General features: G+C 56.9%; 17 protein-coding genes and 1 pseudogene. 10 read left to right on the top strand and 8 right to left on the bottom strand.

Features of this window, described 5'->3' with window-relative positions; all coding sequences use genetic code 11:
- The 4 genes and pseudogenes from CPH17_RS19745 to CPH17_RS19730 form a co-directional block, all read right to left on the bottom strand.
- Positions 1 to 1032, bottom strand: a pseudogene (locus tag CPH17_RS19745) (aconitase family protein); the annotation flags it as partial.
- 12 nt (positions 1033 to 1044) lie between these two features.
- Entirely contained in the window at positions 1045 to 2172 is a 1128-nt protein-coding gene (gene prpC, locus CPH17_RS19740; protein ID WP_074395911.1) for a bifunctional 2-methylcitrate synthase/citrate synthase, read from the bottom strand.
- A gap of 42 nt (positions 2173 to 2214) precedes the next feature.
- Positions 2215 to 3102 carry a methylisocitrate lyase gene (prpB, locus tag CPH17_RS19735; RefSeq protein WP_172822130.1) on the bottom strand — a complete coding sequence of 296 codons (888 nt, stop codon included), beginning with the start codon at positions 3100 to 3102 and terminating at the stop codon, positions 2215 to 2217.
- Positions 3103 to 3159: 57 nt separating this feature from the next.
- Positions 3160 to 3900 (bottom strand): GntR family transcriptional regulator, encoded by a 741-nt coding sequence (locus CPH17_RS19730; RefSeq protein WP_074395909.1) that lies wholly within the window; start codon positions 3898 to 3900, stop codon positions 3160 to 3162.
- Between the two features lie 273 nt (positions 3901 to 4173).
- Between CPH17_RS19730 and pabB the strand changes: the two genes are divergently transcribed.
- Positions 4174 to 5529, top strand: a complete 1356-nt coding sequence (gene pabB, locus CPH17_RS19725; protein WP_074395908.1) for an aminodeoxychorismate synthase component I — start codon at positions 4174 to 4176, stop codon at positions 5527 to 5529.
- 118 nt (positions 5530 to 5647) lie between these two features.
- Positions 5648 to 6268: a phosphoadenosine phosphosulfate reductase domain-containing protein gene (locus CPH17_RS19720; protein ID WP_074395907.1), complete on the top strand. Its 621-nt coding sequence runs from the start codon at positions 5648 to 5650 to the stop codon at positions 6266 to 6268.
- A 16-nt stretch (positions 6269 to 6284) separates the two neighbouring features.
- Here CPH17_RS19720 and cysB read toward each other — a convergent pair whose 3' ends face one another.
- Entirely contained in the window at positions 6285 to 7259 is a 975-nt protein-coding gene (gene cysB / locus CPH17_RS19715; RefSeq protein WP_074398456.1) for an HTH-type transcriptional regulator CysB, read from the bottom strand.
- Between the two features lie 323 nt (positions 7260 to 7582).
- Here cysB and trxA point away from each other — a divergent pair, with 323 nt between their 5' ends.
- Entirely contained in the window at positions 7583 to 7906 is a 324-nt protein-coding gene (trxA, locus tag CPH17_RS19710) for a thioredoxin (RefSeq protein WP_074395906.1), read from the top strand.
- A 46-nt stretch (positions 7907 to 7952) separates the two neighbouring features.
- On the opposite strand, the gene CPH17_RS19705 is transcribed toward trxA, so the two are convergent.
- Positions 7953 to 9056 carry an AI-2E family transporter gene (locus CPH17_RS19705; RefSeq protein WP_096300863.1) on the bottom strand — a complete coding sequence of 368 codons (1104 nt, stop codon included), beginning with the start codon at positions 9054 to 9056 and terminating at the stop codon, positions 7953 to 7955.
- 205 nt (positions 9057 to 9261) lie between these two features.
- On the opposite strand from CPH17_RS19705, the gene CPH17_RS19700 reads away from it, so the two are divergent.
- The gene (locus tag CPH17_RS19700) at positions 9262 to 10092 is read left to right on the top strand and encodes an SIMPL domain-containing protein (RefSeq protein ID WP_074395904.1); all 831 of its coding nucleotides are present in this window, start codon (positions 9262 to 9264) and stop codon (positions 10090 to 10092) included.
- Here CPH17_RS19700 and serS read toward each other — a convergent pair.
- Positions 10037 to 11314 (bottom strand): serine--tRNA ligase, encoded by a 1278-nt coding sequence (gene serS / locus CPH17_RS19695; RefSeq protein WP_074395903.1) that lies wholly within the window; start codon positions 11312 to 11314, stop codon positions 10037 to 10039. The genes CPH17_RS19700 and serS overlap by 56 nt on opposite strands.
- Before the next feature lie 237 nt (positions 11315 to 11551).
- Here serS and CPH17_RS19690 point away from each other — a divergent pair, with 237 nt between their 5' ends.
- From CPH17_RS19690 to CPH17_RS19665, 6 genes are all read left to right on the top strand, one after another.
- Positions 11552 to 11791 (top strand): damage-inducible protein J, encoded by a 240-nt coding sequence (locus tag CPH17_RS19690; RefSeq protein WP_441316756.1) that lies wholly within the window; start codon positions 11552 to 11554, stop codon positions 11789 to 11791.
- A complete protein-coding gene (locus tag CPH17_RS19685; protein WP_074395901.1) occupies positions 11788 to 12066 on the top strand; it encodes a type II toxin-antitoxin system RelE/ParE family toxin in 279 nt (92 codons plus the stop codon). The genes CPH17_RS19690 and CPH17_RS19685 overlap by 4 nt, the downstream gene beginning before the upstream one ends.
- Before the next feature lie 135 nt (positions 12067 to 12201).
- A complete protein-coding gene (locus CPH17_RS19680) occupies positions 12202 to 12792 on the top strand; it encodes a DUF4202 domain-containing protein (protein ID WP_096300862.1) in 591 nt (196 codons plus the stop codon).
- Between the two features lie 89 nt (positions 12793 to 12881).
- A complete protein-coding gene (ydiJ, locus tag CPH17_RS19675; protein ID WP_096300861.1) occupies positions 12882 to 15986 on the top strand; it encodes a D-2-hydroxyglutarate dehydrogenase YdiJ in 3105 nt (1034 codons plus the stop codon).
- A gap of 116 nt (positions 15987 to 16102) precedes the next feature.
- On the top strand, positions 16103 to 17131 hold the full coding sequence (locus CPH17_RS19670) for an efflux RND transporter periplasmic adaptor subunit (RefSeq protein ID WP_231896523.1): 1029 nt from the start codon (positions 16103 to 16105) through the stop codon (positions 17129 to 17131).
- A 17-nt stretch (positions 17132 to 17148) separates the two neighbouring features.
- Positions 17149 to 20292 (top strand): efflux RND transporter permease subunit, encoded by a 3144-nt coding sequence (locus CPH17_RS19665; RefSeq protein ID WP_096300860.1) that lies wholly within the window; start codon positions 17149 to 17151, stop codon positions 20290 to 20292.
- Here the strand turns inward: CPH17_RS19665 and trpC are convergent.
- The gene (gene trpC, locus CPH17_RS19660) at positions 20289 to 21092 is read right to left on the bottom strand and encodes an indole-3-glycerol phosphate synthase TrpC (RefSeq protein ID WP_096300859.1); all 804 of its coding nucleotides are present in this window, start codon (positions 21090 to 21092) and stop codon (positions 20289 to 20291) included. The two genes, CPH17_RS19665 and trpC, sit on opposite strands and share 4 nt — an antisense overlap.
- Between the last annotated feature and the right edge of the window lie 14 nt (positions 21093 to 21106).

Raw genomic sequence — 21106 nt, 5'->3', positions numbered from 1 at the left:
GGCCCACAAGCCAGTATGCTTGGCATAGGCTTCAACCAACGCCACCTGCTCGTCTTCGCGACCGGTGAGCTTGAGATAGTCGATGGTTTGGCTATCGATATAAAACATCGCTGCCGTGGCGCCGTACTCTGGCGTCATGTTGGAGATCGTTGCGCGGTCGCCCACGGTTAGCGCATCGGCACCTTCACCGTAAAACTCCAGGTAGGCGCCGACCACACGCTCCTTGCGTAAAAACTCGGTAATCGCCAGCACCATATCGGTACCGGTAATGCCCGGCTGTAGTTTGCCGGTAAGTTCCACGCCGACGATATCCGGCAGGCGCATCATCGAAGCTCGACCCAGCATCACGCTCTCCGCCTCTAGGCCGCCCACGCCCACCGAAATTACCCCCAGGGCATCGGTCATCGGCGTGTGACTGTCGGTGCCTACACAGGTATCGGGAAACGCCACGCCCTGCTGGACTTGTACCACGGGGGACATCTTTTCCAGATTGATCTGGTGCATGATGCCGTTGCCCGGCGGGATTACATCGACGTTCTCGAAGGCCACTTTCGTCCAGTTGATGAAGTGAAAGCGATCATCATTACGACGATCTTCAATGACGCGGTTTTTCTCAAAGGCGCCCTCTTCTGACCCTGCGTGCTCGACCGCCAAAGAGTGATCGACAATCAGTTGGGTGGGCACCACCGGGTTGACCTTCGCCGGGTCGCCGCCTTTATCGGCAATCGCATCGCGCAGGCCCGCTAAGTCAACCAGCGCGGTTTGGCCCAGAATATCGTGGCAGACCACCCGCGCCGGATACCAAGGAAAGTCCAGGTCGCGCTTGCGCTCAATCAGTTGCTTGAGCGCGTCGGTCAGTTGCGCCGGGGCGCAGCGGCGCACCAGTTGCTCCGCCAATACCCGCGACGTAAAGGGCAGCGTAGCGTGAGCGCCGGGCTGGATATCCTCGACAGCCTGGTAGGTATCAAAATAATCGATGGCGCCACCATCGACCGTCACACCCGGTAGCGGCTTGCGATAATCAGTATTCATGGTCACTCTCACTCAGTCGCGCGCTTCAATGGGCACCCATTCGCTCTTTTCAGGGCCGGTGTAATCGGCACTGGGACGAATAATGCGGTTATTGGCACGCTGCTCAAACACGTGCGCGGCCCAGCCCGTCAAACGCGACATCACGAAAATCGGCGTAAACAGCTTGGTGGGGATATCCATGAAGTGGTAGGCGCTGGCATGGAAGAAGTCAGCGTTGCAGAACAGCTTCTTCTCGCGCCACATGACCTCTTCACAGCGCTCCGATACGGGATACAACACCGTATCGCCTACATCGTCGGCGAGTTTTTTCGACCAATGCTTGATGATCGCGTTACGCGGGTCAGACTCACGATAGATAGCGTGACCGAAGCCCATGATTTTCTCTTTGCGCTCGAGCATGCCGAGCATTTCACGCTCGGCTTCTTCCGGTGACGACCAGTTTTCAATCATCGCCATCGCCGCTTCATTGGCGCCGCCGTGCAGCGGTCCACGCAGCGTGCCAATCGCTCCGGTCACGCAGGAATGCATGTCGGAAAGGGTCGAGGCACAGACACGGGCGGTAAACGTAGAAGCGTTAAACTCGTGCTCAGCGTAAAGAATCAGCGATACGTTCATCACCCGGGCATGCAATTCAGACGCTGGTTTATCGCGCAGCATATGCAGAAAATGACCGCCCACCGAGGCATCGTCAGTCTCGGTCTTGATACGCACGCCATCGTGGGTGAAACGGTACCAGTAGCAGATAATCGACGGCAGTACGGCGAGTAGTCGATCGGCAACGTCATCCTGCTCACCAAAGCTTTCCTCGGTTTCCAGATTGCCCAGCATCGAGGTGCCGGTCCGCATCACATCCATGGGATGGGCGTCTTTGGGAATCTCTTCCAGCACGGTTTTCAAGGCGCTGGGCAAACCGCGCAGGCTTTTCAGCTTGGCGATGTAGTCATCCAGCTCGGCTTGGTTGGGCAGTTTGCCCTTCAACAGCAGGTAGGCCACTTCTTCAAACTTGGCTTTCTCGGCCAGCTCTTTGATATCAAAGCCACGGTAGGTTAGCCCTGAGCCGGTTTTTCCTACGGTACACAGCGCAGTGGAACCCGCGCTCTGGCCACGGAGTCCTGCACTATTTTGCGGTTTATCAGCCATATTGTGTCTCCTGCTAGCGTGTCTTTTATAGGTTGTAAATTATTAAGTGTCTTTCTGCTCGGCAAATAGCGCATCGAGCTTTTGTTCGAAGTCGTGGTAATTCAAAAAGTCGTAAAGCTCATCACGGGTCTGCATAGTGCCCACAACGTCTTTCTGGTGGCCGTTATCCATAATGCTTTGATAGACGTGAAGCGCGGCAGCGTTCATGGCCCGGAAGGCGGATAGCGGATATAGCACCATCCGGCAGCCCACCTCACCCAGTTCCTGCTGGGTGAACAGCGGCGTGGCGCCAAACTCGGTAATATTGGCAAGAATCGGTGCATTGACACGCTCGCAAAACGCCCGGTAGTCATCCAGCGTATGCACCGCTTCGGCGAAGATGGCATCGGCACCCGCGTCCACGCAGGCATTGGCACGTTCAATCGCGGCGTCCAGCCCCTCTTTCTGGAAAGCATCGGTACGCGCAATCAGATAAAAATCCGGGTCGAGCTTGGCATCGGCGGCGGCTTTGATGCGATCGACCATTTCCTGCTGGGAGACAATGGCCTTATTGGGGCGATGTCCGCAGCGCTTCTGGGCGATCTGATCTTCCAGATGCACCGCCGCCACGCCTGCACGCTGCATTTCCTTGACGGTGCGAGCGATGTTAAAGGCGCCGCCCCAGCCGGTGTCGATATCTACCAGCAGTGGCACATCGGTAGAGCCGCAAATACGATGGGCGTCTTCCACCACGTCGTTCATGGTAGTCATGCCAAGGTCCGGCAGCCCAAAAGAGGCGTTAGCCACACCGCCACCAGACAAGTAAATTGCCTGGTGGCCTACCCGCTCGGCCATCATCGCGGTATAGGCATTAATAGTGCCAAGGATTGGCAACGGCCGATTCGCCTCCAGCGCCGCCCGAAAGCGTGCACCGGGTGTTAAACCTGACAAGGTTGCATGAGACATGGGCGTAGACTCCTGTTTAATCCGACACGGGCAAGCGGCGTTTTAATCCGCGGGTGTCGATGATTGTTGTTCAAGAATGGCGGCATAACGGTCAGCGACATTGGCGCGGGAAGCGCTCACATGGCGGCGCATTAACAATTCGGCAAGCTCAGCGTCGCCGGCTTCAATGGCATCGACAATGCGGTGATGTTCCACAAAGGCCCGCTGGGGGCGCGTGCCACTGGCGCTAAACTGGGTGCGATAAAGACGCACGAGGTAGTAAAGATCGTCGCACAGCAGGTTCATCAGCATCTTGTTATGGCTGCCCTGCACGATACAGTAGTGAAAGTCGAGATCGCCTTCGCGCTGATAATAGGCTTCGCCACGCTTTAAATCCGCCTGACCTTCATGCAGCGCCAGTACATCCCGCAAGCCTTGCACCTCTTCCGGCGACATATGCTCGGCAGCAAGACGGGCCGCCATACTTTCCAGCGCCTCACGCACGTCAAACAGCTCAATCAGCTCTTTCATTGAGAGTTTGACAACCCGCGCCCCGACATGGGGGACCCGCTCGATTAAGCGGTGGGCTTCCAAGCGGCGCATCGCTTCACGCAACGGCCCGCGTGAAATACCGTAAGTTTTTGATAAACCTGGCTCGGTAATTTTGCTGCCTGGGGCGAGCTCACCGCGAACAATGGCATCCTGGAGTTGCTGGAAAACCCGCTCCGCAAGCGTGCGCACTTCCGAAGAAGTCACCTCATGACCAGATGAATCTTTGTTTGTAGTCACAGCTGATAACGTCATGGCAAATTGTCGACAATTAAATGGTAGGCCAACTTTAGCCCTCCACAAAACCACCGTCAACCTTGCTTATCGTTCGAGCAAGTAAGTCTTTTGTCGTACGACTTAGGCCAATAACGCCTTTCAATGTCAACAATCTATCGAAAAGCGCAAAACCACCAATGGCATTTTTTTAAATCATGCTAATAACGTGAAAAAGCCGTCTAGAAGATAAACTGGTGTCCTTGTTTAACGCCCTCTAAAATACCTTGCCCCACTTGGCTAGGCGTTTGCTTCATGACATCGGCGATAACACTGACGGCACTGCCCTATCTACCCGATCCATTGACGACGTTCGCAGCACTACGCCAACGCCCTGGGGCGGTGTTGCTTGATAGCGGGCGTCCGGTGGCCAACGGCCGGTTCGATATCATGAGCAGTGACCCACTGGCGATGCTTGAGATTGATGTCAACGGTCACTCACGGGTCACGTCTGATCAATTCGATGTACCCAGCGACTGGCCAGATGCATTTGCTCCCCAGCAGTGGCTTCTTGAACAACTTCCTATTCCTTCACAGGAAATGGGAGAGCTTCCCTTTGCAGGCGGGTTGATCGGTTACTGGAGTTACGACCTGGGCCGTGAACAGCAATCCATTGCCAGCCAACAACCTTGCGTCACTACCCTGCCACAAGCCCGAATTGGCCTGTACGACTGGTGCATTACCTTCGATCATCACACCCAACAGGCGTGGCTGGTCGCAAGCGATGAGCGCCGTGCTCAGGTCATGCGTTGGCTTGGCCACTCGGTGCCAGTCGCTACGCCCTTTTGCCTGACTGCCTCTTTTCAGGCGGAACTCAGTCGCGCTGATTACCACCGACGTTTTCATGCCGTGCAAGACTATATCCGCGCGGGCGACTGTTACCAGATCAACCTGGCCCAACGCTTCTCGGCACCGTATCAAGGAGATGAGTGGCAAGCCTACCTGCGTTTGCGCCATGCAACGCCAACGCCCTTTTCAGGGTTTATGGCGTGGCATGACAAAGCCGTGCTATCACTCTCGCCCGAACGCTTTATCCGCTGCCATGAAGGGCAAGTAGAAACCCGACCTATTAAAGGAACCCGCCCCCGCGGGAAAACTCCCGAGGCGGACCGCGCGCTCGCCGAAGAGTTGCTTAACAGTCGCAAAGACCGCGCTGAAAACGTCATGATTGTGGATCTGTTACGCAATGACCTCGGCCGTATCTGTCTGCCCGGCACCATACAGGTCCCTCAGCTATGTCATTTAGAAAGCTACCCTAATGTTCACCACTTGGTGAGCGTCATCCAGGGCAAGCTTCCCGACCCACGTGCAGCACTCGCGCTGCTGGCTGCTGCGTTTCCTGGCGGTTCGATTACCGGCGCACCCAAAATTCGCGCCATGCAGATCATCGATGAGTTAGAACCCTGCCAGCGCAGTGTTTACTGCGGCAGCCTTGGCTATGTCGACGTGCGGGGAAGCATGGACACCTCTATCGCTATCCGCACCATGGTAGCGGATGCGGGCAAGCTTCACGTGTGGGGAGGAGGAGGCCTTGTAGCCGACTCCCAAGTCGACGAGGAATACACCGAAACACAGGATAAAATCCGCCATCTGATAGGCGCATTGGAATAAGAAAGGGCAATATTTAAATCAAAAAGGAATATAAAACCCAAACCAAACGGTATTGGGGCTAACCGCCTGCCTTTTGATAGCCTAGTCAAAACATTTCTTTAATGATTAAGGAGGCAGCATGTCCTCAGCGCTAGATACCATCAACCGCGACTTCGCTAACGATCCCCAAGGATTAATCGAGTGGGCGCTACGTCAGGGCGAACGGCCGATTTGCACCACCAACTTCCGCCCGTTTGAAGCGGTGATTCTACATATGGTGACCCAGGTACGCCCCGACATCCCCATTGTATGGATGGACAGCGGCTACAACACCGAGGCCACTTACCAGTTTGCCGATGAGGTCATCAAGCGACTTAATCTCAACATCGTAAGCTTCTTGCCCAAACGAACGCGCGCTCATCGCGAAGCGCTGGAAGGCCCTATGCCGGGGATTGATGATCCGCGCCACGATGCCTTTACCCAGGAGGTAAAAATCGAACCCTTCGAGCGCGCCCTGCGGGAAATGCAGCCGGACGTGTGGTTCACTGCTCTACGCGCAGAAGACACCCCAGAACGCGCTAGGATGCAGCCGGTAAGCCGTAACAGTGACGGGCTACTGAAAGTCGCCCCGCTGCTGCAGTGGAGCGCCAAGGACATGTATCAATATCTTCAAGCCCACGACCTGCCCAACAACTTCGACTACTTTGACCCCACCAAGGTCGAGGAAAAACGCGAGTGCGGGCTGCATTTACAGCACTAGACCCGCTTTTTAGCGCTTAGTAGTCCGGTAGGTCCACTTCATCAAATAGCATTTGTTCATGGCGCGGGCCTGCGGTTAGCGCCTCTTCCACCCGTTCCCGGGTGAGATGGGGCGCAAAGCGGGTTAGAAAATCGTACATATAGCCGCGCATGAAGGTACCTCGGCGTATGCCGATTTTGGTCGTTGAGCTTGCGAACAAATGCCGGGCATCCAGAGCGACCAGATCATCATCCAAGGTAGGGTCGACGGCCATATGCGCCACAATGCCCACGCCCATACCCAGCCGCACATAGGTTTTGATCACATCGGCGTCTGCCGCGGTTAACACCACATTGGGTGTTAGCCCTTTTGCTTTGAAGGCATCGTCCAACTGAGAGCGTCCGGTAAAACCAAATACGTAAGTGACTATCGGATGCTCCGCCAGCGCCTCCAGGGTTAAGGGGGCGTCAAGCTTGGCCAGCGGGTGGTCTTTGGGCACCAATACACAGCGGTTCCAGCGATAGCAAGGCAGCAAAATCAGGTCGGTAAACAGCTCAAGCGATTCAGTGGCAATGGCAAAATCTGCCTGTCCTTCGCTGACCATTTGGGCGATTTGCTTGGGCGTGCCCTGCTGCATGTGCAACGCCACATCGGGATACTTCTGAGTAAAAGCGCTGATAATCGGCGGTAGCGCGTAGCGCGCCTGGGTGTGAGTGGTCGCAATCGCCAGACTCCCCCGCCGCTCGTCGCTATGCTCTTGAGCAACGTGCTTGATGTTCTCGGTTAACCGCAACACTTGGCCGGCCAGATCAATAATCGATTGGCCTGCAGGCGTCACTCGAGTGAGATGCTTACCACTACGGGCAAAAATTTCGACGCCCAGCTCATCTTCCAATAAGCGGATTTGTTTGGAGATACCAGGTTGCGAAGTAAACAGGCTTTGCGCGGTGGCCGAAACGTTCAAGTTGTGCCGATTAACTTCCCAAATGTAGCGAAGCTGCTGCAGTTTCATAATGTCACCTAACCGGTCAATGCGCGGATGATTGCGTGGGAACGCCACTGCGCTGGCTTTGGCACCTAGCTCACACAGCCGCACGGCATTATTAGAATAAAAAAAAGTGCTATAATGCCTTTATAGTATAAAAAAACAGCTTTATCAGCACCTATTACTTTTTACTATTTTATCGATTTGGTGAAGATCGTATTTGCCACGCCCCGCTTCGCCCGCTAACATTTGCCGACTTGACGCGGTGAAATGCGCTACGCAATCGCGTAATGACCGTTGCTCCATTTGAGGCAACGAAACAGCAAGAGCAACGCAAACGGGAGAAACAAATGGCTACTAATGTTGATGTCACTAACGCCAATTTTGAGCAGGAAGTCCTCAACGCCGAACAGCCAGTCCTGCTGAAATTCTGGGCCCCCTGGTGTGGCCCCTGCAAAGTCATGGCCCCGGTGGTCGATGAAGTCGCTGCCGATCGCGGTGACAATCTTAAAGTGGTCAGTGTAAACGTTGACGACGCGCCTGAAATTGCGGCGGAGCAAGGCGTCCGCGGCGTGCCTACCGTCATGCTGTTTAAAGCGGGCACTAAGGTAGCTTCGCTAGTGGGTGCACAGTCCAAATCGCAGCTAACCCAGTTTATTGACCAGAACGCGTAAAGCAGCAAAAACCGCCGACATCAGTCGGCGGTTATTACGTTTCAATTCAGTGACGTCTTAGCCACGGTGGACGTCGTGCATCCCTGCCCTCCGTAACTCCCCCACGCCGCCGCCCAGGGCCTAGCAAATGAGCAATCCAGCGAGTTTGCGGATGGCTATCCAGAGCAATCTTAAGCGTCATGGTCAGCACAACCGAAAGCAGCATTCCCGCCGCACCGAAAATCCACCCCCATACTATCAGCGATAAAAACGCCACAAAGGTGGAAAGCCCCAGTGCCTGCCCCATCACACGCGGCTCGATCAGATTCCCAAGCACAAAGTTAATGACCAGGTAAGCCGTTGCCAGCAGTAACGCCTGCCAGGCACCGCCATCCTGGGCGACCAGCAGCAATAACACCGGCGGAACCGCGGCAATAGCGGAACCAATATTGGGAATAAAGTTGAGCGCGAAAGCCAACACCCCCCAAAGCAAGGGGAACTCAACACCCACAATCAAGCATGAAAGCCAAACCAAAATACCGGTGGCTAAGCTAATCACCGTCTTAACAGCGAGATAGCGCTTCAACGTCAGGCTAAACTCACTAAAACGCATCAAGCTCGGCGCGGGATTTTCCAACGCAAGCGATACTTTATCGCGAAAATTGAGCGTTTCGAACAACAAAAAGATGACTAGCAACGCCACAACTGCGCTCTGCATAAATAAGTTACCAAGCTCACCCAACAACGGAGGTACCCAAGAGCCCTCTTCATCCATGTCCAGCATTGAGCTCAGTCGGTCGGGGTCAATCGCCAGGCCGCGCGAGGCAAGTGCGTTCAATACGTCCCAATAATGCTCGTAGAGGCGCGTTTCAATATCGGGGAGGGCCTGGATAAAGGTACTGAAGCTGTTCACTACCAGCAGGCCAATAAGCGACAAAAACACCAACATGAAAATCAAGGTGAGAAATACCGACATCCGTAAGCTCAGCCCGCAACGGTGTAGCCAGTGCACCGGCGACGTACACACCACAGCGATGAAGATGGCAAGCAGAAGCGGCACCAACAGATCAGCCCCCAGTTTCATGCCCGCCATAATAACCACCAGGGCGGCCAGCGCCAGAGTGGCATGCAATGGAATGCTACGATAATCCTCTTCCGATAACTTCGACATACCCCTCCATCCCTAAGCGATGTTATCGCCTCATTTAAGCGACAACGGTGATGTAGCACCAAGCGTGCAAACATTTAGCAATTGTTGCGTACCACAATGATACGGCTGAACTTTGTTAAGCAGGCTACATTCCAAGCAGAGTCTAGCCTTACTAGACCTACTCCGCCATGTGCCTTAGCACGAGGCTATAAAGGGATGTTTACCAATGAAACCACACTTTCTTTCTAAAGCACGACTACGCCATAGCCTCGCCGCCGGCGCTCTATTCACCCTGATTAGCATTCCGCTGGCTCAAGCCGCACCTTCCCCACCGAGCCTGCATGTACAAGCCCAATCATCGGTTGAGGTGGCACCCGACAAAGCGACTCTCAGTGCCCGCCTATGGGAAAAGACACCTGCACTGTCCAACCTCGAAGACACCGATAGTGACGAATTAACCGCTGCAAGGGAGCGTCTAGAACGCCGGGCCAGCGAGCTGATTAACAGCATGGAAGACAGCGGCCTTGAGCGTGATGCGATTAGTGCCGGTTCCTTGAACATTTACCCAGAGCAAGTACAAGCCCCCCGCTCCGACAACGGCGACGGTGAAACGCTGCAACGCACGCGACTGGAGCGCCCTGTCACTGTTGAATTGACGGACCTGGACCAGCTTGGTGACGTACTAGACGCATTGATGGGCGCAGGCGTGAACGCCCTTGACGGCGTGCAGTTCGACCTGCAAGACCGTGACGCCGCCACCGACGAAGCAATGGTCAAAGCGCTTGAAAAAGCCCGGCATAAAGCCGAGTTAATGGCTGACACGCTGGATGCCGACCTGGGCCATGTCCAGCGCATCGAAGAAACCCAGTCGCCCATCTTCCAGCCCCGCATGATGTCGATGCGTGCGGAAAGCAGCGACAGCGCCGATGCCAAAGGCCCCAGCAGCGAATACCGCCCTGGGACCATCCGCATTGAAGCGGGCGTTAACGTAGAGTGGACGCTTAAAGGGCCAACTGAGTCAGACCACCAAGATACGGACGCAGCGGCTCAGGAATAACCACCGAGCCATCCGCCTGCTGGTGATTTTCCAGCACCGCCAGCAGGCAGCGACCTACCGCCAGCCCCGAGCCGTTCAAGGTATGCAACAGCTGGGGCTTTTTTGCGTCAGGATGGCGGTAGCGCGCCTGCATACGCCGCGCTTGAAAGTCCTCGCAGTTGGAGATCGATGAAATCTCGCGGTAGGTTTCCTGACTAGGCAGCCAGACTTCCAAATCATAGGTTTTGGCCGCGCCAAAGCCCATGTCACCAGTGCATAGCGTTACTGCCCGATACGGCAGCTCAAGCGCCTGCAGGATCGCCTCGGCATGGCCGCGCATGTCCTCCAGCGCCTGGTAGCTGTGTTCTGGCTCGACGATCTGCACCATCTCAACCTTGTCGAACTGGTGCTGGCGAATCATGCCGCGGGTATCGCGCCCGTGGGAGCCTGCCTCGGAGCGGAAACACGGCGTATGGGCAGTAAGCTTCATTGGCAGCGCCGCCTGCTCGACAATCTCATCGCGCACAAAATTAGTCAGCGGCACTTCCGAGGTGGGAATCAGGTGGTACTCACGTTCATCATCCAGCTTGAACAAGTCTTCGCCAAACTTGGGTAGCTGGCCGGTGCCCATTAGCGAATCGCGGTTGACCATGTACGGCACGTAGCACTCTTCATAGCCGTGCTGCTGGGTTTGGGTATCCAGCATGAACTGCGCCAGTGCCCGGTGCAGCCGAGCAATCGGCCCGCGCATCACCGCAAAACGAGCGCCGGTCAGCTTCGAGGCCAGGTCAAAATCGAGATAGCCCGACTTCTTGCCCAGATCGACGTGATCCAGCACCTCGAAATCAAACGCGCGAGGCGTGCCCCAGCGATGTAGCTCAACGTTATCGTCTTCACTTTTACCTTCTGGCACGCTCTTATGGGGAACGTTGGGAATCCCGCTCACCGTATCATCCCAATCCTCCTGCACCTCGGCCAGCTGCTGCTTCGCGGCATCCAGCCGCTCGCCCAAATCACTGACCTCATCCAGCAGCGGCTGGATATCCTCACCGTTGGCTTTTGCCTTACCAATCGCCTTGGAGCGAGTATTACGCTCGCTCTGTAGCTGTTCGGTTTGGGTTTGCAGTTCGCGGCGGCGCGACTCTAGCGCCTGCAGCCCTTGTTTATCCAACACAAAGCCTCGGCGGGCCAGTTGTTGCGCCAGTGCATCAAGATCACCGCGCAGCAGTTTCGGATCGAGCATGAGGTATCCCTTGGCCTGAATTCAGTAAAAACATGGCGTACAACGCCGATGACAAAGGCGTCTATTGTAGGCAAAAGCGCGGTGAGGGGCTATGGGTGCCTACGAGGGGAACTTGGAAAGGGAATAGCCCGCGTCATGTCAGTTGTTTTGTGCTAACATTTGTACGCACGCAAATTAGTATAGGGATTAACCATGGATACTAGAATACAGTTTCGTATTGATGAAGAGACAAAACGCTTGAGCCAGCAAATGGCTGAGAGCCAAGGCCGTACGCTAAGTGATGCCTGCCGCGAATTCACCGAACAATTAGCTGAGCAACAACGCAAGGTGCTATCTCATGATGCATGGCTAACCAATCAAATTAATCAAGCCTTTGAGAAGCTTGATGATGGAAAGGCTTCTTTCATCAACCACGAAAACGCAAAATCACAAATGGCTGAACGCAAAGCCAAAATTCGAGGCCGAGCTAATCAATGATTTTATGGGAAGAAGAGGCTCTGAATGACCGCGAAAAAATCTTCGAGTTTCTTTACGAGGTCAATCCTGCCGCCGCTGAGAAAACCGACGAAATCATTGAGGCGAAAGCTGAAAGCCTACTTGATCAGCCATTGATGGGTGTGCAGCGGGATGCCATTCCAGGCAGATTGCTTATCATCCCGGAGATTTCGATGATTATTGCCTACTGGGTCGATCATTCCTCAATTCATATCATGCGAGTACTTCACCAAAAGCAGAAATTTCCAAGCGACTGATTTTTAACAATCCTTAGTCTGCTCTAGCCACGTTCCCCATAATCTCCCTACCTACAGAAGTTGTGATTCTCAGTGTTTCTCGGCAACCTAGGACCATATCAGTTTAACCACCCTCTTTAGCCGAGCACCTCAGCCATGACCTCCGCTTTTGAACAAACCCTAGACGCCATTGACGCGCTGCACGCACAAGACCCGCGTTCCACCTCGCTTGACGATGGCACCGCCATTCCTCAGGAGCTGGCCTACGCCCAGCGCATGAGCAAGTGGCTGGCGCACGTTTACGACTCCCCCGGCGAGCTGTTGCAACTGGCGGTGCGTGCCCAGCATTTACAGCGCTGGCAGGTGCCCCGCGAGGAATACGATAAAGGCCGGGTGGGCTATTTAACCTGGCGGCGCGACCAGGGCAAGCGTGCGGGCGAGACCACCGCCCAGTTGATGCAGGAAGCAGGCTACAGCATTGAGGAGGCCAAGCGCGTCGCGGCGATGATCGGCAAGAAAGGCCTGGGGCGCGACCCCGAAGTACAGGCGTTGGAAGACTGCGCCTGCCTGGTGTTTTTAGAAAACTACTTCGCCGATTTTTCGCGCAAGGTCGAACACGACCATATGGTGCGCATTGTGCAAATGACCTGGCGTAAAATGTCTCCGCGTGCCCACGAACTGGCGTTAACGCTGCCCATGTCGGCATCATCTGCCGCGCTGGTGAAGGAAGCGCTGGGCGAGGCATAACGCCGCCATCCAGGTGCAGGTCGTCAGTCACTGCGGTAAAGTAGCTGTCTTATTTTCTTCCGCTTTCGGCAGTGACGGCTTGCTCAATTATGATTGCATCTCTGGATTCGCGTACCGCGCCATTTGAACGTCTGGGCTTCCATTACGTGCGCTTTCTTGAGGCGCTGAAAACGCGCGGCTTCGAAGGCGAGATTGCCCCTGACTACGCCAACCGCACGGTGCTGGCCACGGATAACTCGATTTACCAGCGCCTACCCCAGGCCGCGGTCTTTCCCCGGCACGCCGAGGACCTGGAGCGGCTGGCCAAACTGGCCGGTGAAGTCCCCCATCGCGATATCGTGCTCACCCCGCGGGGCGGCGGCACCGGCACCAACGGCCAGTCGCTGACCGACGGCATTGTGGTGGATGTCTCACGCCACATGAACCGGATTATCGAGATCGACGTCGAGCATCGCCGGGTGCGCGTTCAGGCGGGCGTGGTCAAAGACCAGCTCAACGCGGCGCTCAAACCCCACGGCCTGTTTTTTGCCCCGGAGCTTTCCACCTCCAACCGCGCCACCATTGGCGGCATGATTGCCACCGACGCCAGCGGTCAGGGCAGCTGCGAGTATGGCAAAACCCGTGACCACGTGCTGGAACTGGATACGATTTTGCTGGGCGGCAAGCACTTACACAGCCGCTCGCTGTCCTCGGAAGAAGAAACCGCTGAATGCGCGAAAGACGGCATCCTTGGCCGCGTGCACACCACCGCTGCTGAAATTATCGACCAGCAGCGCGAACTGATTGAGGCGACGTTTCCACCGCTCAACCGCTGCCTGACCGGCTTTGACCTGGCCCACCTGCGCGAACAGGACGGCCAGCTCAATCTGAACAGTTTGCTATGCGGCTCGGAAGGCTCGCTTGGATTCCTTAATGAAGCGGTACTCAACGTCCTGCCGATCCCTAAGCACTCAACCTTGGTGAACGTTCGCTACCCCGGCTTCATGGAGGCCCTGCGCGATGCCAAAGCGCTAATGGCCTCCAGTGCGCGCCCCACGTCCATCGAGACCATCGACGACACCGTGCTGCAGCTGGCGATGGATGACTTCGTTTGGGACAGCGTGGCGGAGTTTTTCCCGGCCGGCGATACGCCGATCAGCGGCATCAACCTGGTTGAGTTTAACGACGACGACCCGAACGCCCTCGCCGAGCGCGTTCGGGTGTTTACCGAGCATCTAGGCCATGACGCCACGGTCGAGCGGCTTGGCTATACCCTGGCGGAAGGCCGCCCGCAGATTCAGAAAGTCTACGGCATGCGTAAGCGCTCGGTGGGGTTGCTCGGCAACGTGCAGGGCGAAAAGCGCCCGCTGCCGTTTGTCGAAGATACCGCCGTGCCTCCCGAGCACCTGGCCGATTATATTGCCGAGTTTCGCGCCGCGCTGGATACTCGCGGGCTCTCCTACGGTATGTTCGGCCACGTGGACGCAGGGGTACTCCACGTGCGCCCGGCGCTGGATATGAAAGACCCCGCCCAGGAAGCGCTGATTCGGGAGATTTCCGACGAGGTAGTCGCCCTCACCCAGAAATACGGGGGGCTGCTGTGGGGCGAGCACGGCAAGGGGGTTCGCTCCGAGTATGGCCCCAAATTTTTCGGCAAGCTCTACCCAAGTCTGCAACGGGTAAAAGCCGCCTTTGACCCCTATAATCAGCTCAACCCCGGCAAGATAGCCTCGCCATCAGACAAGGGCGAGCTGATTGCCCGGGAGCACGACCCGGAACTGCTGGCTATCGACGAAGTGCCGATGCGCGGCCAGCTTGACCGCACCATCGACGAACGGGCCTGGCAGGCCTACGACGCGGCGGTGTACTGCAACGGTAATGGCGCCTGCTATAACTACGATGTGGACGACCCCATGTGTCCATCATGGAAGGCCACCCGCGATCGCCGCCACTCCCCCAAAGGCCGCGCCAGCCTGATCCGCGAGTGGCTGCGCCTGCAGTCCCAAGCGGGGATCGACGTGGTCGAGGAGTCACGCAAGAAAAAAGCCGAGGGCGGCTGGGGCTTTATCAAAAGCTTGCCGCTGCGGGTGGCGAATTCGCTGAGTCGCAAGCAGCACCACGACTACTCCCACGAGGTTTACGATGCCATGGCGGGCTGTCTGGCGTGCAAGTCCTGCGCGGGGCAGTGCCCGGTTAAGGTCAACGTGCCGCAGTTCCGCTCGCAGTTTCTGGAGCTCTACCACGGCCGCTACCTGCGCCCGCTGCGTGATTACCTGATCGGTGGCACCGAGTTCATGCTGCCGACCTTTGCCAGATTGGCCCCACTGTATAACGCTGTCATGGGCCAGCGCTGGGTCGAACAGCTGATGCGCAAAGGCATTGGCATTAGCGACTCGCCAGCGCTTTCCCGCGCCAACCTAAAGAAAAAGCTGCGCGCCTGGGGTGTGGCGGAGGCTACGCCGACCTCACTTGCGCTGCTTACCGAGCAGCAGCGCGCCAACAGCGTGATCATCGTCCAAGATGCGTTTACCAGCCACTTTGAAGCCAAACTGGTGATGGATATCGTCGAGCTGCTGTCGCGGCTCAACCTGCGGGTGTTCGTGATGCCTTTTTCCGCCAACGGCAAGCCACTGCACGTACAGGGCTTCCTGGGGGCGTTTGAACGCACGGCGCAGAAACAGGCCGAACGGCTGCGCACGCTGGCACACTTTGAGATCCCTCTGGTGGGTATCGACCCGGCGATGACGCTGACTTACCGCCAGGAGTACGTCAAAGCGCTGGGCAATGAGGCGGTGCCAGAGGTGCTGATGCTGCAGGAATGGCTGACGACTCGCCTTAACACCCTCGCCACCCGTCCGCTGAAGGTGAACGACCCCGGCTTCAAGCTGCTTTCCCACTGCACCGAAAGCACTAACGCGCCGGGCAGCCCCAAGGCGTGGCAACAGGTGTTCGCGGCCTTCGGGCTGGAGCTTGAGCTGGTCAGCACCGGCTGCTGCGGCATGTCCGGCACTTACGGCCATGAAACCCGTAATACCGCCACCTCCAGAACCATTTACGCTCAATCCTGGCAGCCGCAGGTGGACGCCGACGAAAACGCGGGCAAATTATTAGCCACCGGTTATTCGTGCCGCAGTCAGGTCAAGCGCTACTCCGCGCAAACCCTTGAACACCCGCTGCAAGCGCTACTAGGCGCACTCAAGCGCGGACAACGTTGATCTCACCAACGCCAATCGACCGTTCTATTATGGCATGCTGAGGCATTGCTTGAGGTGAAGGATGAGTTAACTTGCGACGTTTCCGGTCTATCGGCCGCACTTTCAGGGCGTGCACAGTGGCGCTGACCTTGCTGATGGTGACAGCGGGTACGGCCACCGCCCAGGAAACACGGGTAGAAACCCTGCTGGTTGAAGAAACCCCGCGTGTTGAGATGTTGCGCTTGAACGGCAGCGTCAGTGCACCGCGCACGTCCCAGGTCTCCAGCGCCGAGGCGGGCCAAGTCACGACGCTTGACGTCGCACTTGGCGACCGGGTAAGCCAAGGCGAACGCCTGATGGCGCTGGATAGCCGAGAAGCTGAACTGGAACGCCAGCGTGCCGAGGCCAATGTTGAACAGGCCCGTGCCGATCGCGATGACGCCCGTCAGCGGCTCAACGAAGCCAACCAGTTATCCGCACAGCAAAATATTGCCGCCAGCGAACAGCGCCAGCGGCAAAATACCCTGGCCGCCGCTGAAGCCACCCTGAATGCTCAGAAGGCGGAACAGGGTCTTTGGGAGCTGCGCGTATCACGTCACGACATCACCGCTCCCTTCAACGCTCTGATCACCCAACGGGAAAGCGACGTCGGCGAATGGGTCACACCCGGCGACACGTTAATGACGCTGGTCGATATTGACTCGTTAACGGTTGATTTCTCAGTACCCTTCTCCGCCTACTCGCAAATGGATGACGCCATCCTTGAGATACGCCAGGAAGGCGACAACCAGTGGCATAAAGCCCGTCCCCAGGCGCAGGTACCGCAAGACACCAATAGCCGCCAATTCCTGCTACGTGCCGAACCCCGCGAGTCGCTCAGTTTGCTCCCTGGCATGGCGGTTGAGGGGCGTTTGCGTATCGAGGGCGAATCAGGCCCCAGCGTTCCCCGCGATGCACTTATCCGTCGCCCGGATGGCAGCGTGAGTGTTTGGCTTGCCCGTGAGGAAGACGGCGAATGGCGGGCTTACGAGCAACGCGTCGAGATCGGCGACAGCCATGAGGGCAATGTTGCCGTCCATGATGGCATTGCGGAGGGTGATCGCGTCGTTGTGGTGGGCAACGAGCGCCTTGAGGAGGGGCAATCCTTGTCCCTAACTGACGATTAAAAGGAGCGCCCTCGCGCATGTTTGCCGCCATTATCCGTCACGGCATTTTAGTCAGCGTGGTCACTCTGATTTTAATGATTGTGGGCATTGCCGCCATCTGGCGAATTCCCGTGCAGATGATTCCCGACCTGGAAACCCGGGTGATTGGCGTCGAGACCCAGTGGGCCGGTGCTAACCCGCAGGATATTGAAAAAGATATCCTTATCGAGCAGGAAGAATATCTACGCAACGTGCCCAATCTACAGCGCATGGAGTCCACCGCCAGCAGCGGCAGCGCTGAAATCGAGCTCGAGTTTCCTTTTGGCGTCGACCTCACCGAAACGCTGATTCGGGTCAATAACGCCCTGAGCCAGGTACCCTCCTACCCTACCAATGTTGATCAGCCGCGCATTGTCGCCAACTCGTTTTCGGCCAACGCGTTCATGTATTTCAACGTCGGCCCACGCGAGGGCAACCCTCGCCAGCTCGACATGCCGGCCATGCGCGATTACCTGGAAGATAATGTGCGCCCGCGCATGGAAAGTGTCACCGGGGTGTCGGAAGTGACCGTCTCTGGCGGGGCCGAACGGCAAATGCAGTTGCTGATCAACCCCGACGCGCTGGCCGCCCGCGACCTCAGTATCAGCGACATTCAAGCTGCCCTACAGGAACGTAATCAAGACGTCTCAAGCGGTGACTTGGAAAGCGGCAAGCGGCGCTATTTGCTGCGCACCGTGGGGCGCTTTGAAGACGTAGAAAGCCTGGAAGCATTAATCCTCAGGCGCCAGGGTGACGAAGTCATTCGACTCGGTGATGTCGCTGAGGTGCAGCAGTCCTACGCCGAGCTCACCTCGCGATCGTATAACGCCGCTGGCGAGCCGGTGCTCAGCGTTCAAGTTCGCCGGGAGCCGGGGGCCAACGTGATCGACATCAAGCGTGACATGCTTGAAGAAGTTGAGGCTTTGAACGATGGCCTGCTAGCCGAACAAGGCATGCAGATCACTCTGTCAAACGACGACGTGCGCTACGTGGAATCATCGATCGCCAACGTCTGGGTAAACCTCGGTCTGGGGGCGCTGTTCGCCACGCTGGTCATGTATGCCTTTCTACGCTCAGCTCGGGCCACCTTCGCCGGCGTTATCGGTATCCCCATTTGCACCATTGCCGCGTTTCTCGGGCTAATGCTGGCCGGGCGCACGCTAAACGTGATTTCCCTGGCCGGGGTAGCCTTTGCTATCGGCATGACCATTGATAACACCATTGTCGTGCTCGAGAGTATTGAAACCCAGCGCCGCCGCGGGCTGGCACGCTTCCAGGCGGCACTTGCGGGCGTCAAGCAGGTTTGGCCAGCGGTCCTCGCGTCCACACTGACGACTATTTTAGTTTTTGTGCCGATTTTCTTTATCGAGCAGGAAGCCGGGCAGCTCTACTCCGATATTGCCGTGGCAATCTCCACCTCGATCCTGATCTCGATGGTCGTGGCGATTACCGTCATCCCCACCCTTGGCGCACACATCGATTTTCGCGGCCGCGATAATGGCAATGCCAAGCGCCCGCGCTGGATGAGCGCGTGCTTGTGGGTAGTTAATGGCATGATTAAAAGCGCCGGACGACGCCTGGCCGCGATCGTACTCGGCATCGTCGGCGGCGTGGCAATTTTTGTTTGGCTGACACCACCCGCCGAGTACCTGCCCGAAGGCGAAGAAGCCAAAACGTTTGTCAGCATGAATGCGCCCGCCAGCTACAACCTCGCCACCATGGACAAGATAGCCCAAGCACTGCAGCGTGAACTGGGGCCCCATGTGGAAGCCGACCCAGAGGCCTTTGAGCGTGGCGACACCGATGTTCCACCGATCCGTACCATGGGCATTCAAGCAGAAGCGCAGAGCCTGCGCATCATTGCCGAAACCATCGACCCCAACCACATTGAAGCGCTGATGGACGCCCTCACCGAGCGTTTTGAGGCCTATCCGGACATGCGTGCCTTTGCCGCTCGCGGCTCAATCATCTCCAGCAATGACGGCGGCACGCGCAGCATCACGTTGGATATTGCAGGCAATGACCTGGAAGCGCTCTATGCCACCGCTAATCAAATTTACGAACGCGCAGAAGACACCTTCGACAACCCGCGCATTCAATCGCGCCCTTCTGCGCTGGACCTCGGCCAGCCGCTGATTGAAGTTTACCCCGACTGGGAGCGAGCGGCTGAGCTGGGGTTTGATACCGACGCCCTGGGCACGGCAATTGCGGTGCTGACCAATGGGTCGTACCTGGATGATTTTTATCTCGACGACGAAAAAATTGACCTATATGGCTACGGTCCAGAAGCAGGCGATATCGACCTCGACCAATTGGCTAGCCTCCCCCTTCATACACCTGCCGGGTTCAATGTGCCGCTCAATGACGTAGCCGATATTGAAGAAACGGTGGGCACCGCCACCATCCGCCGGGTCGATGGTCGGCGCAGCGTTACCCTCGACGTGATTCCCCCGCGCAGCGTGGCACTTGAAGCAGGTATCGAGCGAATGCAGCGTGACGTTATCGAGCCAATGCGCGACGAAGGTGAGCTACCGGGCAGTATCGATGTCACGGTAAGCGGCGCGGGCGACCAGCTCGACGCCACTCGCCAATCGTTAACCAGCAACGGGTTGATTGCGCTGGCAATTGTGTATTTATTGCTGGTGGCGATTTTCGCCCACTGGGGCTATCCGCTGCTGATTCTGGCGACCATTCCCCTCGGCGCGGCCGGTGGCATCGTCGGGCTATGGCTGATGAACACAGTGGGGGCAGTGCTGCCACGCTTTGGCCTGAATGCCATCAGCCAGCCGTTTGACATGATCACCATGCTGGGCTTTTTGATTCTTATGGGCACCGTGGTCAACAATCCAATTTTGGTGGTTCACCAGGCCCGCGAGAATCTGCGCGAAACATCAATGGGCGTGCGCGACGCGGTCTTTAATGCGGTGGAAAGTCGCTTGCGACCCATTGCGATGACCACACTCACCACCCTATGTGGGCTATCGCCACTGGTGTTTTTACCCGGTGAAGGCACCGAGCTATACCGCGGCGTCGGTGCCATCGTGCTTTTTGGACTGCTCGGCACCGCGATTGTCACCGTTACCTTTTTGCCAGCGCTGACCGTTGCCGTGCTCAGTTGGCGGATAAAACGACCAACGGTTTAAAAGAAAAGCCGCTTAAGCGCCTCTCCGGGGTCGCTTTCGCGCATAAAGACTTCGCCCACCAGGAAGCCGTTAACCTCGTGGTCACGCATCAACTCCACATCGTCGCGGGTGTGGATACCCGATTCGGTTATTACTGTCACGCCGTCAGGAATACGCGGCAGCAATTCAAGCGTGGTGTTCAAGCTGGTCTCAAAGGTATGCAGATTGCGATTGTTGATACCCACCAACTTCAGATCCAGCGCCAGGGCACGCGCCATTTCGTCGGCATTGTGGACTTCCACCAGAACGTCCATGCCAAGAGCAATGGCTTGTTGGTTCAGGTCGTGGAGTTGGGCGTCATCCAGGGCAGCCACAATCAACAGGATGCAATCGGCCCCAATCGCCCGAGCCTCGGCCACTTGGTAGCCGTGGGTAATGAAATCTTTGCGAATCACCGGTAGCGGACAGGCATCACGCGCGGCGATCAAATAATCTTCATGGCCTTGGAAAAAATCAGCATCGGTAAGCACCGATAGGCACGCCGCGCCGCCTTGGGTATAGCTTTTGGCGATATCCGCAGGGTGAAACTCCTCGCGAATCACGCCCTTGGAGGGTGAGGCTTTTTTGACCTCGGCGATGACCGCCGGGTCACCAGCCGCAATACGCGTGTTCAGAGCCTCGATAAATCCCCGGGGGGCGCTCTGTTTTTCACCCAACGACAGTAAATCCGCTTCAGAAACAGCTTGGCGGCGCTCGGCCACTTCCTGATCCTTGCGGTCCAGGATGCGCGTTAAAATCGTGGGCGTTGCCTGTTGAGTCATGGTGATCTCTTCTT

The sequence above is a fragment of the Halomonas sp. hl-4 genome (genome assembly GCF_900215475.1).
Classification (GTDB): Bacteria; Pseudomonadota; Gammaproteobacteria; order Pseudomonadales; family Halomonadaceae; genus Vreelandella.
The sequence above is the reverse complement of the archived record's forward strand: the minus strand, read 5'-3'. Positions and strand labels throughout refer to the sequence as shown.

Bases quoted from the DNA above. Each gene is read 5' to 3' on its own strand.
- prpC (WP_074395911.1), bottom strand. From the start codon at position 2,172: ATGGCTGATAAACCGCAAAATAGTGCAGGACTCCGTGGCCAGAGCGCG.
- CPH17_RS19730 (WP_074395909.1), bottom strand. From the start codon at position 3,900: ATGACGTTATCAGCTGTGACTACAAACAAAGATTCATCTGGTCATGAG.
- pabB (WP_074395908.1), top strand. From the start codon at position 4,174: ATGACATCGGCGATAACACTGACGGCACTGCCCTATCTACCCGATCCA.
- CPH17_RS19720 (WP_074395907.1), top strand. From the start codon at position 5,648: ATGTCCTCAGCGCTAGATACCATCAACCGCGACTTCGCTAACGATCCC.
- cysB (WP_074398456.1), bottom strand. From the start codon at position 7,259: ATGAAACTGCAGCAGCTTCGCTACATTTGGGAAGTTAATCGGCACAAC.
- trxA (WP_074395906.1), top strand. From the start codon at position 7,583: ATGGCTACTAATGTTGATGTCACTAACGCCAATTTTGAGCAGGAAGTC.
- CPH17_RS19705 (WP_096300863.1), bottom strand. From the start codon at position 9,056: ATGTCGAAGTTATCGGAAGAGGATTATCGTAGCATTCCATTGCATGCC.
- CPH17_RS19700 (WP_074395904.1), top strand. From the start codon at position 9,262: ATGAAACCACACTTTCTTTCTAAAGCACGACTACGCCATAGCCTCGCC.
- serS (WP_074395903.1), bottom strand. From the start codon at position 11,314: ATGCTCGATCCGAAACTGCTGCGCGGTGATCTTGATGCACTGGCGCAA.
- CPH17_RS19685 (WP_074395901.1), top strand. From the start codon at position 11,788: ATGATTTTATGGGAAGAAGAGGCTCTGAATGACCGCGAAAAAATCTTC.
- CPH17_RS19680 (WP_096300862.1), top strand. From the start codon at position 12,202: ATGACCTCCGCTTTTGAACAAACCCTAGACGCCATTGACGCGCTGCAC.
- ydiJ (WP_096300861.1), top strand. From the start codon at position 12,882: ATGATTGCATCTCTGGATTCGCGTACCGCGCCATTTGAACGTCTGGGC.
- CPH17_RS19665 (WP_096300860.1), top strand. From the start codon at position 17,149: ATGTTTGCCGCCATTATCCGTCACGGCATTTTAGTCAGCGTGGTCACT.
- trpC (WP_096300859.1), bottom strand. From the start codon at position 21,092: ATGACTCAACAGGCAACGCCCACGATTTTAACGCGCATCCTGGACCGC.